Here is a 12,943-nt window from a genome sequence, read left to right on the forward strand (position 1 = left end):
TTATTCCCCCACCCGGCGCTTTTTCATCATCGCCGCCGCTGCGTGCGATTCGGCCGCGTCACGCGCCTTGAGATAAGCGTGCATGGATTCAGCGGCCTCCTGCCCATCACGTATGGCCCAGACAACGAGGGAGGCGCCGCGCACAATATCCCCGCCAGCAAATATGCCTTCAAGGTTTGTCTCATATTGCCCGGGGCGGGTCTGCACCGTGCCCCAATGTGTCACGCCCAATTCAGGCACGCGCCAGTCAGCACGCAGGTCTTCCGGCTCAAAACCAAGCGCCAATATGACAAGATCCGCCTGAATCTGCTGGACATCGCCGGGCACAGGCTCAACATCCCGTCGTCCCGTCGGGCCGATACCGCCCAGGCGCATGGCCTGCACCTTGATCGCCTCAATCTGCTGTGCGCCGATAAATTCGACCGGCGTGGTGAGCCAGGAGAAAGTGACGCCCTCCTCCTCCGCATTCCGCACTTCCTGCGCTGAGCCGGGCATATTTACACGATCCCGCCGATAAAGGCAGGTCACGGAAGCAGCACCCTGCCGAATCGCCGTGCGCACGCAATCCATGGCCGTATCACCGCCCCCAATCACGACGACGCGGCGATCCCGGGCGTGGAGAGTGGTTTCCGTGTCGGGAACATCATGATAACCGCGTTTATTCGACTCCGTGAGGTAGGCCAAAGCCTGAATGACGCCCGCGCGCGCCGCGCCGGGGAGCGCGATATCCCGGGATTGATAAACACCCGTCGCGATGAAAACCGCATCATGCTGGTCTCGCAATGCCGCAAAGCTGATGCGCCCCTCACCTTCCCCGATTTCCGTCTTGAGATGAAACTGAATGCCCTGCCTGACGAGCAGATCATGACGCCGCGCGATAATGTCTTTTTCAAGCTTGAAACTGGGAATACCGTAGACGAGCAACCCGCCGATACGGTCATGCCGGTCATAAACATGGACCTGATAACCGCGCGCCCGAAGCCGCTCCGCTGCTGCAAGCCCCGCGGGACCGGCACCGATAATGGCGACAGATTGCGCCAATTCCACGCGCGGCAGACGCGGCTTGACCCAACCCTCGGCAAAGGCATTTTCCGTCACGAATTTCTCGACAGCGCCAATTGTGACGCTCTCAAAGCCCTTCTGGATGACGCAATTGCCCTCACAAAGGCGGTCCTGCGGGCAGACGCGGCCACAAATTTCGGGGAAGCTGTTTGTCGCGGAGGAGACCGCGTAAGCTTCCTCCAACCGCCCTTCCGCCGTCAGCATCAGCCAATCGGGGATGTTATTCCCCAGGGGACAATGCACGGAGCAGAAGGGCACGCCGCATTGAGAGCACCGGCTGGCCTGACGCTCAGCCTGTTTGAGCGCAAAGTTTTTATAGATTTCTGCAAAATCCCGTCGGCGCGCATCAGCATCACGCTTCTGCGGCATTTCCTGCGGGACAGAAACAAATTGAAGCATCCGCTCGACCATCGCCAACCTCTCTCCCAGAGCATCAGATGAAACGCTTACGGAAATCGTGGGAAGAGCCCACGCTTGCCGCTTTTCATCCATGCAAGAAACAGGCGCTGAATGAAGGGAAGGCGCCCATATCGCGACATAAAGTAAGTAGGCCGAGAATATAAGTCATTTATGTTGACCTAATTGTCGTTTTTGGCCTTATTGTCTCGGGTCAGAAATTTTCTTCAGTCTCAAATAGGTCTCATTTGAGACGTTTTATTTTGACCCTCCTGGCTTCTCGCGCCCTTCAGCGCATCCTGCCGCGATGGACAGACGCATGAGACGTAAAACACCATATTGACGCCAGGCCGCGAGCCGTTTAAACGCTTGCTCACCAACTGCATGTGTCGTTGAGATGCATGACAGGCTCCGTGCCCAGATGGCGGAATTGGTAGACGCGCAGGTTTCAGGTACCTGTGTCCGCAAGGACGTGGAAGTTCGAGTCTTCTTCTGGGCACCAGTTTTCTTTAAAAATGCCTGACGGTGTGAGCGACATTTTGCCGTCACCGCCCGGACCGGGCCGGATGAAGGACGATTGCCGATGGCTTCCAGCCCGCAAGCCCAACCCCTCCTCCATGATGGAGACCTGCCATCCGGCCTTGATTTCGGCGCTGTTGTCGCGATCGATACGGAAGCCATGGGGCTCAACCCGCATCGAGACCGGCTTTGCCTTGTGCAGCTTTCCGCCGGTGATGGCACGGCGCATCTTGTGCAGATCAGACCGCCCCGGCCCGATGGAGGCTACGCGGATTGCCCCAATCTCAAAGCGCTGCTGACAGACCCGCAAACGACGAAGCTCATGCATTTTGCGCGTTTCGATGTCGCCCTCCTGCAACATGCCCTCAAAATTGACGTGACGCCCATCATTTGCACGAAAATCGCCGCGCGCCTCGTGCGCACTTTCACCGATCGTCACGGCCTGGCGCATTTATGCCGGGAGCTTCTGGGCATTGAGTTATTGAAGCAACAACAGACGTCCGACTGGGGCGCCGAAATTCTCAATAAAGAGCAATTGGCTTACGCGGCCTCCGATGTCCTCTATCTTCACGCTTTGTGGGCGAAGCTCAAGGCCCTTCTGGAGCGGGAAGACCGCATGGCGCTTGCCCAGGCCTGTTTCGATTTCCTCCCGACACGGGCGAAGCTGGACATATTAGGTTACACGGACCCTGACATATTCTCCCACCGCGCTTGAACGCGGTGTTGTTTCGTCGTCTGATGCGTTAGGGTGGTCGGGACATGACTCATTGATCAGTCAGCATGACCAACTCAACTCGATTTGAGGCTTTACGCGTTTTGACGGCAAGGACCGGCTTATGAGTGTTCTCCAATCTGCGATTGACGCAATCGACGCGGAAAGCGTCGGGCTTGCGCGTCTGCGGGAGGCCCTCACCTGCGACGCGACGTTTCAGAACGCCTTCACGGAGGCGACCCAACTTATCCTGTCGATGCGGGGCCGCCTGGTTGTCTCCGGCATCGGGAAATCCGGGCATGTCGGTCGTAAAATACAGGCCACGCTGGCTTCAACAGGCACGCCCTCGCTCTTCCTGCATCCGGCGGAAGCCGCCCATGGCGATCTTGGCATGGTGCGTCAGGACGATGTCCTGCTCCTGATCTCTTACTCCGGCGAAACGGGGGAGCTTGTCGCCGTCATTGAACATGCCATCCGGAATAATCTCTCTGTCATCGCAATGACGGGCCATGCGCAAAGCACGTTGGCGCGCGCCAGCCGCGTGCTCTTGCTCCTCCCCATGGCAGCGGAAGCCTGCCCGATGGGCCTGGCCCCGACCACAAGTACGCTCATGCAATTGGCTTTGGGCGATGCGCTGGCGGTCTCCTTATTACAGAAGCGGCAATTCTCCGCCCATGATTTCGGCGCATTTCACCCTGGTGGCAAATTGGGCACGGCGCTGCGGCCCATCTCACAATTGATGCATTCAGGCGCGGCCATGCCTCTGGGTCGGCCGGACATGACCCTCACCGACGTCATTGTTGAGATGACGCGTAAGACGTTCGGATGTATCGGGATTATTGATGACGAGCGACGGTTGATCGGCCTCATCAGTGATGGCGATTTGCGGCCCGCTTTATCCGGCGACCTCAAAACGCGCACAGCGCGCGACATCATGAATGTCTCGCCCCTGACGACCGAACCCTCACGACTGGCGCAAGAGGTGCTGCAATTAATGACGGAGCGTGCACGCCCTGTCTCCAGCGTTTTTATTCTGGATGAGTCAGGGCGCCCGCAAGGTATTGTGCATCTCCATGACCTCCTCCGTGTCACGGTTCCATGAACGATACGCCACGCACACCGCCACCGCGACGGGATGACTTCCAACGCGACAGTGAGGCGCAGGCGGCCCATCGCCGCGCCCTGCTGGACCATCAGAATGAGCGGCCGCGCAACCTGCCCACCAAGGCCTCCCTGCATACAAGGCGCAAGCGGCTTGATATGGCAAAATGGGTGCTGCCCTGTGTGGCCATTCTGATGCTGGGCTCCATTGCCGTCTGGCCCGAAGTGGCGCGCTGGGTCAATGTCAATCAGGCCGTCCTGAAAGAGATGGAAGAAATGCGCGTGCAGAATGGCACGCTGGAGGACGCGGTTTATCGCGGGCTTGATAATAGCAACCGGCCGTACATGATCACCGCGAAATTCGCCAATCAGCGGGATCAGGATCGCATCGACCTTGTGGACCCGGTGGCTGACCTGCATCTGACGAGCGGCGGCTGGGCGCAGATCCGTGCCGATAGCGGCGTTTACATGCAGCATGAGCAGACGTTGAACCTGCGCGGCCACGTCGTGCTCTATCGTGATGATGGAACGCTGATGAACAGCCCGACCGCAGATCTTGACCTCCATGCCGGGATCATCGCATCTTCAGACTGGGCACATGCGGAGGGCCCTTTTGGCAAGCTTGACGCGCAGGGCTATTTTCTGGACCAGCACGCCGGATTGCTTGAATTTACCGGGCCGGAGCGCATCGTTCGTAATAATGACCAGAACGACACGCTCCCGACACGTCGAAAGGATGAAACTTCCAGTCCATGACCTGCCGTCTGACGCGATCCTTCGCCCTTATGACATGCATCTCGCTCTATGGCGTGGTCAATGCCCGGGCCGACACGATTGATAAATCTCACGGGGAGCAGATCACCATCAGCTCAGCCGGTCCGCAGACTTATGATCACGATTCCCAGACGATCACTTTTCTTGATCGCGCACGGGCGGTGCGCGGCGATGCCACGATTGATGCGGATCAGCTCATCGGGTTTCTCCGCAAGAAAACAACGCCCCAATCCGCACCGAAACCCACAGGGAATGCGCCTCAAACAGGTGCCGCAAACGGGGATGATGCGATGGGCGGGTCGATGGAGCTTTACCGCATGGAGGCCATCGGGCACGTCCATATCTACTCCCCGACCGATCAGGCCTGGGGCGACAGGGCGCTTTACGATGTCGACCAGGCGACATTGGTCATGACAGGAAAAAACCTGAAAATGACGACGCCGACCACCGTCATGACCGCGCGTGACGTCATCGAATATCACACCACAAATAAAATGTCGGTCGGGCGCGGCGACGCCACGGTCACAACGAATGACGGGAAGCGGATCCGGGCGGATATTCTTGTTGCGTTCGGCAAGCCGGATACACCGGAAGCGTCGCGCCATAAGGCGACAACGCAACAGGATGGACAATCCGGTGCGAAAGCCGGCAAGCTTGACCGCGCCTATGCGTGGGGCAATGTCATTATCCGCACCCCGACAGAAACAGCGACCGGGGACCGTGGCGTCTATGTTTTCGATACGGAATTGGCCCGGCTGATCGGGAGCGTCCATGTTACGAGTGGGCAGAACCAGAATAACGGGCAATCAGCGATCGTGAATGTCAAAACAGGTGTCGCGATTATGAACCCGGCACCGGGGCAGCGTATTGAGGGCCTTGTCATCCCGAACCAGACCAACAGCACCAGATCAGGGCCTACGAAATGAACGAGACGATCGCTTTGCATGAAATCGTGGATAATCCCGCGGTTTCGTCAGGTCTGATTGCCCATGGCATCGGCAAAAAATATAAAAAGCGCCAGGTCGTGAAAGATGTGTCGCTTCAGGTGCAGCGTGGCGAGGCGGTCGGACTGCTCGGCCCTAATGGCGCGGGCAAGACGACAAGCTTTTATATGATTGTCGGCCTCGTCCAGCCCGATACGGGCACCATCACCCTCGATGGCGCCGATATTACCGGCCTGCCCATGTATCGCAGGGCGCGTCTGGGCATCGGCTATCTGCCGCAGGAGGCCAGCATTTTTCGCGGGCTCAATGTTGAGCAGAACATCCTCGCGGCGTTGGAAGTCGTCGAGTCAGATTATGACCGACGCCATGCGATGCTGGATGGGCTCCTCGGCGAATTCGGCATCTCGCATTTGCGTCATGCCCCGTCCCTCGCCCTCTCCGGTGGTGAACGTCGCCGCCTCGAAATCGCCCGCGCCCTTGCGAGCCAGCCAAATTACATTTTGCTGGATGAGCCACTTGCGGGGATTGACCCGATTGCGGTGGGTGAAATTCGTGACCTCGTTTCTCACCTCAAAGATCGCGGGATTGGCGTGCTCATCACGGACCATAATGTGCGTGAGACGCTGGAAGTCATTGACCGGGCCTATATCATGCATAGTGGCCAGGTTTTGATGGAAGGCGTGCCGGAGGCCATCGTCGCCAATGAGGATGTGCGTCGCGTTTATCTTGGCGAGAATTTCTCGCTTTAAACGCGTCTCACTGCCTGATTTGCGACAAGCAGGCGTAAGCGCTTTGGGCAGCGTAAACATCGCCCCTTGGCTCGAAACATTCGTTACGCGTCGTATGCATCCGGGCGGCAGGCCGCGATGGCCGTGACTTCAACACGCCATGACGGGTCCACCAAACGCGCCTCAACCGTTGCGCGTGCGGGTTTGCAACCCACATCAATCCACGCATCCCATGCCTTGTTCATAGCGTCGATATCCTTGATGTCCGCGAGAAAAATTTGCACGGACAGCAAATGGCGCTTGTCCGACCCGGTTTCCGCGAGCAGATGGTCGATCTGGGCGAGGATGTCGCGGGTCTGCCCCTCTGCATCAAGCGAGGTGTCATCCGCGACCTGCCCCGCCAGATAGACGAGACCCCCATGGCGCACTGCGCCACTCAGGCGTGGTTCATCAGCGTAACGACGAATCACCTTAATGGAGCCAGGTCGGCGTCAACTCATTATCGATGATCGCTTCAACCGCGCTATCATGGTCCTCGGCCAGGGCCATAGGCGTACCATCAGCCGCATGAATCGCAAAAGCGGCCTCACCTTCAAAGACGACTTCCCTGACATAGGCAACCTGTTTCATGCCAAGTTCGAGCAGTTCCAGATTGGAGATGGTCCGAAGGTCCGATGTCGCTCCGGCGGGGTAAGGCGCGTCCGAAGCGGAGGATGTTCTGGCCATATTCAAGCGTCCTTTCAGTATGAAGACACTAAGCGGGGGCGAAACCCCTTCAGGTTTTAATTGTCGCCAGGGGCGGGAGTTCCGCGCGGGCGCCTGGGTCGAGGCAGCTCGATCTCCGTATTCGGCATAGCACGCGCGCTGCGTTTGCCATCCGAAATTTCTATCTGCTTAACGCGAACTTCAGGCTGAGGGCGATGCAAATCAATGTGAAGCAACCCGTTATCCAGCCACGCATCCCCGACTTCTATATTGTCGGCAAGCACAAAAGATTTCTGAAATTGTCGCGCCGCAATACCGCGATGAATAAAGGCGCGGCCCTGCGAGTCGTCATTCTGACGGCCTCTGATCACAAGTTGGTTATCTTCCTGCGTGATCTGGAGATCCGTCATGGCAAACCCGGCGACGGCCAGTGTCACGCGCAGCGTTTTCTGGTCAAGCTGCTCAATATTATAAGGCGGGTAGCCATCTGAAACGGTTTTGGCCGCGCGCTCCAGCATTTGCTCCAGATAATCGAACCCGAGAAATGTCGGGGAAGTGAATAAGCGTCCTGACAAAGCAAGCCTCCTCATTGAGCGAGACAAACCGTCCTGACCCGAATGGCGTCAGACGGTTGAATAAGGGTCATTTTATCACATATGCGACTCAAACTGACAACTTCAACCACCCCGATCCCGTTTTAACTTTTGCTTCGGCGACATGGCGATGACGAAAATCGTTGGCGCGACGCCGAAATTTCGGTAGGAGCGCGCTATGGAAGCTCTCTCATTCTTGAACGATCTCGACTCAGTCACGCCGACACCCATCCTGGTTGCACCGCATCCTGTCCTCTCGCGCAAGGCTGCGCGCGTCCAGCCCTCGGACCTGCCGCAAGTTCGTGCTGCCCTGCCCGGTATGTTTGCGGCCATGTATCGTGCGCCGGGGATTGGCCTCGCCGCGCCGCAAGTGGGGATCGGGCTGCGCTTCATGATCATCGACATTACCGAGAATGACGCAAGGCGCCCGCGTATCTTCATCAACCCGGAGATCACCTCCTTTTCAGATGAGGAAGCTGTGACGGAGGAAGGCTGCCTCTCTGTCCCCAACCAATATGCGGAGGTCATCCGGCCGGAGCGCGTCACGGTAAAATATCAGAACCTCGATGGCCAGGATGAGGAGCTGGAGACAGATGGTCTCCTCGCAATCTGCATCCAGCATGAGATCGACCATCTTGATGGCATTCTTTTCGTGGATCATCTTTCAAAATTGAAGCGCAATATGCTGCTAAGAAAACTGGCGAAAGAACAGCGCGGGAAGTAGTCATGCGCCTCATTTTCATGGGCACGCCCGCTTTCTCCGTTCCGGTTCTGGACGCGCTTCGGGCAGCCGGTCATGAGATTGTCGCGGTCTATACCCAGCCGCCCCGCCCGTCGGGACGCGGCAAAAAATTGCAGCTTTCGCCGGTGCATCAGGCCGCAGAGGCGGCGCACCTCCCGGTTATGACGCCTTCCAAGCTGCGTGATGAAGCTGAAGAACTCAAAATATTTATCGACTTCCAAGCGGATGCCGCGATTGTCGTCGCTTACGGAATTATCCTCCCCCCGGCCTTTCTTACCGCCCCGCGCCTTGGCTGCATAAATGTGCATGCCAGCCTCCTGCCACGATGGCGCGGTGCGGCGCCGATCCAGGCCGCTATCATGGCGGGCGATGCGCAAACGGGTATCTCCATCATGCAAATGGATGCGGGGCTGGATACAGGCCCCGTCCTGTCCATGGCCCCCATCCCCATTGCGCCGGATGAAACCGGGGCGAGTTTGCATGATAAATTGTCGGCTCTTGGCGCAAAACGCCTCATTGACACCTTGAACGCGCCATTACAGGCCACACCGCAATCTGATCAAGGCGCGTCATATGCGGCGCGTTTAACGCGGGAGACGGGCCGGATTGACTGGTCCCTCCCCGCCGAAACGCTGGAACGCCGGATACGCGCCCTTACGCCCTGGCCGTCCTCCTTCACGACCTATGATGGCACGACCCTCAAAATCGGTGGGGCGATGGTCGTGCAAGGCGTTTCATCCGCACAGCCCGGCGTGACTTTGGATGACGCCCTTACGGTGCAATGCGGCCAGGATGCCTTGCGGCTGACCCATATTCAAAGGCCGGGCAAAGCCATGCTCACGCAGGATATGTTTTTGAGAGGCTGGGCCGTGCCGCGAGGCAGCCGCTTTGAATAACCATCTGGAGGCGGGATATACGCGCTGGGCGCTTCTCCTCGAATTTGACGGGACAGGGTTTGTCGGCTGGCAAAGACAGGAAAATAATCCCTCTATTCAAGGCTGCCTGGAGGAAGCGGGCGCGGCTTTTTTCGGCGGCCAGTCCGTGATGTCGGCCACATCGGGGCGGACAGATGCCGGGGTGCACGCGTCAGCCATGGTGGTGCAGCTTGATGTGCCCGATATGCGCGCCGTCTCCGCCCACCAACTTCGTGACGGGCTGAATTTCCACCTGAAGCCCCATCTGATCGGCGTCAGAATGGCCCGTCCGGCACCGACGGACTGGCATGCACGATTTTCCGCCATTGGTCGGCGCTATCGTTATACGATCCTCAACCGCGCGGCGCGCCCTATATTGGATGCCCATCATGTCTGGCACGTCAAACATCCCCTCAATGTCGATGCCATGCAGGAAGCGTCGCGCTTTCTGATCGGTCGACATGATTTTTCATCATTCCGGGCCGCGTCCTGTCAGGCCAGCGGCCCGATCAGGACATTGGATGAAATGACCATATCCCGTTCGGGCGATCATGTCGTCCTTGAGGTGCAGGCGCGCTCCTTCCTCCATCATCAGGTGCGGAATTTTGCGGGGTCACTGGCTTTGGTGGGACGGGGCAAATGGTCCGCAACGCATTTACGCGATGTGCTTGATGCCCGGGACAGAAGCCAGGCCGGCCCCACCGCCCCGCCTGAGGGGCTGTGCCTGATCAGGGTGGATTACCCGGAAAAACTTTTTGAAAGTGCATGACGCAGGGCGCGGCGCCGATCTACGGTGCCTTTGGTTTCGCCGGGTCCAGCCATAAAGATTGAGCCGGGAGATTGTGATTGAGCCGCGTCCCGACCTGCACCACAAACACACTGGCGACGAGGCTGAGCAGCATAATCGCCGCGACCTGACGCCATTGGATTTTCAACCCCGCGCGCAGGACGCGGCACATCACGATGATCAGATAGATCGAAAGCATGACCGGCACGCCGGACAGCGCCCTTCTGGCCTGGGACGCATCATTCATGAGGATCTGTATCAGCGCACTGCCGGCCAGAACGCCGAAAATCAGAAACAAATTGGTCAGAGCCGTAGCGGAGAGGATCGCTGTCGCACAGCGCGGCCAGAGCGCCTCACGCCCCCAACGCTCCGCCGCTGCCTGAATAATGGTGATGATCACGAGATATTGGCAGATTTCGCCCAGCGCGACGCGGGGATAACTCCATGGATCCATCCGCAATTGCGGCGCTAACAGGGAGAGGCAGAGAAAGACAAGTTCGGAGAGGAAGACGACGACAATCAGCGCGCTGAACACCGCAAGGCGTGTGCCCGCGAAATAGGCATAGGCCCCACCATCCATGCGCAATAACCCGTTCAGGCCCTGCTCAAAATTCTGCCGCATGGTTGAGTCAAATTTCACGTAATGTCACCTTTTGGAGAAAATGGGTGAAGTCTGATCAAAGCCCAAGATCCATAATGAAGGTACGATATATGTCCCGCAACGCGTCAAGGTCACCAAGATGCACCGCCTCATCGACTTTGTGCATCGTGGCGCCGACCAGACCGAACTCCGCCGTCGGGCAGTAGGGTGCGATAAACCGGGCATCAGACGTACCGCCGGACGTGTCCATCTGGGGGCGCTGTCCCGTCACGGCTTCAATGGAGCGGGCCAGGCTTTCAACATAATGGTTCGGTTCTGTCAGGAAGGCCTCGCCGCTGATGGCGACATCAACCGTGGCGTCAGGGGCATATTCCCGCGTCGTTTCTTTGATCCATTGCGCCAGATCCGCGCCAAGATGATGGTTGTTGAAACGAATATTCAGCCGCAATGATGCCTGGCCAGGGATGATATTTGTCGCTTCATTGCCGACATCGATATTGGTAATCTGCAGTGATGAGGGTTGGAACCAAGCATTCCCATCATCAAGCGTGCGGGACCGGAGCCCATTGACCAGCGCAATCAGTCGATGGATCGGATTATCTGCGCGAAGGGGATAAGCGACATGGCCTTGCACACCCCGGATGGTGACCGTCGCATTCAGGCTTCCGCGCCGGCCGATCTTAATTATCTCACCCATTTTCTCCGGGTTGGAGGGCTCGCCCACCAGGCAGAAATCCGGGATATGCCCTTCCGCCTTCATCCATCCTAACACGTCCCGCGTGCCGTGCTGCGCCGTCCCCTCTTCATCACCCGTGATCAGAAAACTGATTGAGCCATGAAGCTCACGCGTTTGCAGAATAGTTGAGACCGCACTCGTGAAGGCGGCGATTGCGCCTTTCATGTCACTCGCGCCGCGACCGTAAAGCACATTCTCCTCAATCATGGCCGCGAAGGGTGGGTGGCGCCAGCCCTCCCCGGGCGGCACGACATCCGTATGCCCCGCGAAACAGAGATGCGGCCCGGTTCGGCCTCGCCGCGCAAAAAGATTAGGCGTTTGCGCCCCCTCCGGTCCGAAGGGAAGGTGCCATATCTCGAACCCCAACCCCGCGAGAACATCCGCGAGATAAGTGAGGGCGCCCTCATCCGCCGGTGTGACGGAGGGGCACTTTAGTAGAGCCTGCGCGAGTTCAAGAACCGGGACCTCCATGGCTCAGTCTCTCAACAGCTCGTTGATTGAGGTTTTCGCACGCGTGCGGGCATCGACCCGCTTGACGATGACGGCGCAGGCAAGAGACGGCCCACCCGGCGTCTTCGGCGGCAGCGAGCCGGGCACGACGACAGAGAAAGCGGGTACGCGTCCCATAAAGACCTCTCCCGTTTCCCGATTGACGATCTTCGTCGAAGCACTGAGAAACACACCCATGGACAGGACAGCGCCCTCCTCGACGATGACGCCTTCCGCCACCTCTGAACGGGCACCGATGAAGCAGTGATCCTCAATGATCACCGGCGCAGCCTGGAGCGGCTCAAGCACGCCGCCAATTCCGGCCCCGCCACTGATGTGGACGTTTTTACCAATTTGCGCGCATGAGCCTACCGTGGCCCACGTATCGACCATCGTGCCGGTATCGACATACGCGCCCACATTCACGAAACTTGGCATCAGCACCACGCCGGGCGCAATATAGGCGGAGCGCCGCACGATCGCACCTGGCACTGCCCGGAAACCGGCGCGGTCAAAATGGCTCTTTTTCCAACCGGCAAATTTGAGCGGCACTTTATCGAACCCATCCACCCCGCCACAAGCCTGTGTGACCGGCTGACTGTCAGTCAGCCTGAAGGATAGGAGGACCGCTTTTTTAAGCCACTCGTGAATAGTCCAGCCCTGTCCGGATTTTTCAGCGACACGCAATTGACCCTGATCAAGCGCAGCGAGCACATTTTCCACCACGTGACGGTCTTCGCCACCCGTCCTGGCATTGAGGGTATCACGGCGATTCCAAAGGTCATCAATATGGGATTGCACTTTTGTAAGCTGCATGAGGGTATTCCAACTTATTGTTGCCAGACTCAGTGACTGGCTGAAATGCGGCCTCATGACCGCTGCCCCTGTATGTCCGGGGGACGGTCATCAAGGCAAGCTTAAATTGTTTCCGGCACCTTTCCGCACCATGATAGAGCGCGCGAACGGAAACGAACTTTGCGGCCCTGACCGGTCTTGCGCGTCTCATTCTTTCGCGGGCTAAATATGACGCGCAATAGTCTGAGCGCAACCGAGGGCCTGGAATGACGATGATATAAATAACGGTGACCGCGATGGACCGCGCCCTGTAAATGTCACCGTGACGCGCCGCCCTTTTTACCT

At 58.2% G+C, this 12,943-nt stretch carries 15 protein-coding genes and 1 tRNA gene; 9 read left to right on the forward strand and 7 right to left on the reverse strand.

From position 1 onward, the window contains the following. Entirely contained in the window at window positions 1-1,473 is a 1,473-nt protein-coding gene (locus tag N5W20_RS04775; protein ID WP_319807767.1) for an NAD(P)-dependent oxidoreductase, read from the reverse strand. Between the two features lie 400 nt (window positions 1,474-1,873). Here N5W20_RS04775 and N5W20_RS04780 point away from each other — a divergent pair. The 6 genes from N5W20_RS04780 to lptB all read left to right on the forward strand — a co-directional run bounded on the left by N5W20_RS04780 (window position 1,874) and on the right by lptB (window position 6,257). Further along, window positions 1,874-1,960, forward strand: a tRNA-Leu gene (locus tag N5W20_RS04780). A gap of 81 nt (window positions 1,961-2,041) precedes the next feature. Then, entirely contained in the window at window positions 2,042-2,692 is a 651-nt protein-coding gene (locus N5W20_RS04785; RefSeq protein ID WP_319807768.1) for a ribonuclease D, read from the forward strand. 121 nt (window positions 2,693-2,813) lie between these two features. Further along, a complete protein-coding gene (locus N5W20_RS04790; RefSeq protein WP_319807769.1) occupies window positions 2,814-3,791 on the forward strand; it encodes a KpsF/GutQ family sugar-phosphate isomerase in 978 nt (325 codons plus the stop codon). After that, a complete protein-coding gene (gene lptC / locus N5W20_RS04795; RefSeq protein WP_319807770.1) occupies window positions 3,788-4,546 on the forward strand; it encodes an LPS export ABC transporter periplasmic protein LptC in 759 nt (252 codons plus the stop codon). Before N5W20_RS04790 ends, lptC begins: the two co-directional genes overlap by 4 nt. After that, window positions 4,543-5,490, forward strand: a complete 948-nt coding sequence (locus tag N5W20_RS04800) for an LptA/OstA family protein (protein WP_319807771.1) — start codon at window positions 4,543-4,545, stop codon at window positions 5,488-5,490. The genes lptC and N5W20_RS04800 overlap by 4 nt, the downstream gene beginning before the upstream one ends. Beyond that, complete coding sequence (lptB, locus tag N5W20_RS04805; RefSeq protein ID WP_319807772.1) at window positions 5,487-6,257, forward strand: LPS export ABC transporter ATP-binding protein; 771 nt, start codon at window positions 5,487-5,489, stop codon at window positions 6,255-6,257. Before N5W20_RS04800 ends, lptB begins: the two co-directional genes overlap by 4 nt. An 83-nt stretch (window positions 6,258-6,340) precedes the next feature. On the opposite strand, the gene N5W20_RS04810 is transcribed toward lptB, so the two are convergent. The 3 genes from N5W20_RS04810 to N5W20_RS04820 are packed head-to-tail and all read right to left on the reverse strand — an operon-like array spanning window position 6,341 to window position 7,516. Next, entirely contained in the window at window positions 6,341-6,706 is a 366-nt protein-coding gene (locus N5W20_RS04810; RefSeq protein ID WP_319807773.1) for a RidA family protein, read from the reverse strand. A 1-nt stretch (window position 6,707) separates the two neighbouring features. Beyond that, on the reverse strand, window positions 6,708-6,962 hold the full coding sequence (locus N5W20_RS04815) for a DUF1150 family protein (RefSeq protein ID WP_319807774.1): 255 nt from the start codon (window positions 6,960-6,962) through the stop codon (window positions 6,708-6,710). A 56-nt stretch (window positions 6,963-7,018) separates the two neighbouring features. Continuing rightward, entirely contained in the window at window positions 7,019-7,516 is a 498-nt protein-coding gene (locus N5W20_RS04820) for an Hsp20 family protein (protein ID WP_319807775.1), read from the reverse strand. 196 nt (window positions 7,517-7,712) lie between these two features. Between N5W20_RS04820 and def the strand changes: the two genes are divergently transcribed. Genes def through truA form a run of 3 tightly spaced genes read left to right on the forward strand, consistent with a single transcriptional unit; the run spans window position 7,713 to window position 9,959 of the window. Beyond that, entirely contained in the window at window positions 7,713-8,258 is a 546-nt protein-coding gene (gene def / locus N5W20_RS04825; protein WP_319807776.1) for a peptide deformylase, read from the forward strand. A gap of 2 nt (window positions 8,259-8,260) precedes the next feature. Then, window positions 8,261-9,172, forward strand: a complete 912-nt coding sequence (gene fmt / locus N5W20_RS04830) for a methionyl-tRNA formyltransferase (RefSeq protein ID WP_319807777.1) — start codon at window positions 8,261-8,263, stop codon at window positions 9,170-9,172. After that, complete coding sequence (truA, locus tag N5W20_RS04835) at window positions 9,165-9,959, forward strand: tRNA pseudouridine(38-40) synthase TruA (protein ID WP_319807778.1); 795 nt, start codon at window positions 9,165-9,167, stop codon at window positions 9,957-9,959. Before fmt ends, truA begins: the two co-directional genes overlap by 8 nt. Window positions 9,960-9,978: 19 nt before the next feature. Here the strand turns inward: truA and N5W20_RS04840 are convergent, their stop codons facing one another. The 3 genes from N5W20_RS04840 to dapD are packed head-to-tail and all read right to left on the reverse strand — an operon-like array spanning window position 9,979 to window position 12,619. After that, entirely contained in the window at window positions 9,979-10,617 is a 639-nt protein-coding gene (locus N5W20_RS04840; RefSeq protein WP_319807779.1) for a hypothetical protein, read from the reverse strand. Window positions 10,618-10,654: 37 nt separating this feature from the next. Then, window positions 10,655-11,785, reverse strand: coding sequence for a succinyl-diaminopimelate desuccinylase (gene dapE, locus N5W20_RS04845; protein ID WP_319807780.1), 1,131 nt, complete (start codon window positions 11,783-11,785; stop codon window positions 10,655-10,657). 3 nt (window positions 11,786-11,788) lie between these two features. Further along, window positions 11,789-12,619 carry a 2,3,4,5-tetrahydropyridine-2,6-dicarboxylate N-succinyltransferase gene (gene dapD / locus N5W20_RS04850; RefSeq protein ID WP_319807781.1) on the reverse strand — a complete coding sequence of 277 codons (831 nt, stop codon included), beginning with the start codon at window positions 12,617-12,619 and terminating at the stop codon, window positions 11,789-11,791. Between the last annotated feature and the right edge of the window lie 324 nt (window positions 12,620-12,943).

Source organism: Candidatus Kirkpatrickella diaphorinae (assembly GCF_025736875.1).
Lineage (GTDB): Bacteria > Pseudomonadota > Alphaproteobacteria > Acetobacterales > Acetobacteraceae > Sorlinia > Sorlinia diaphorinae.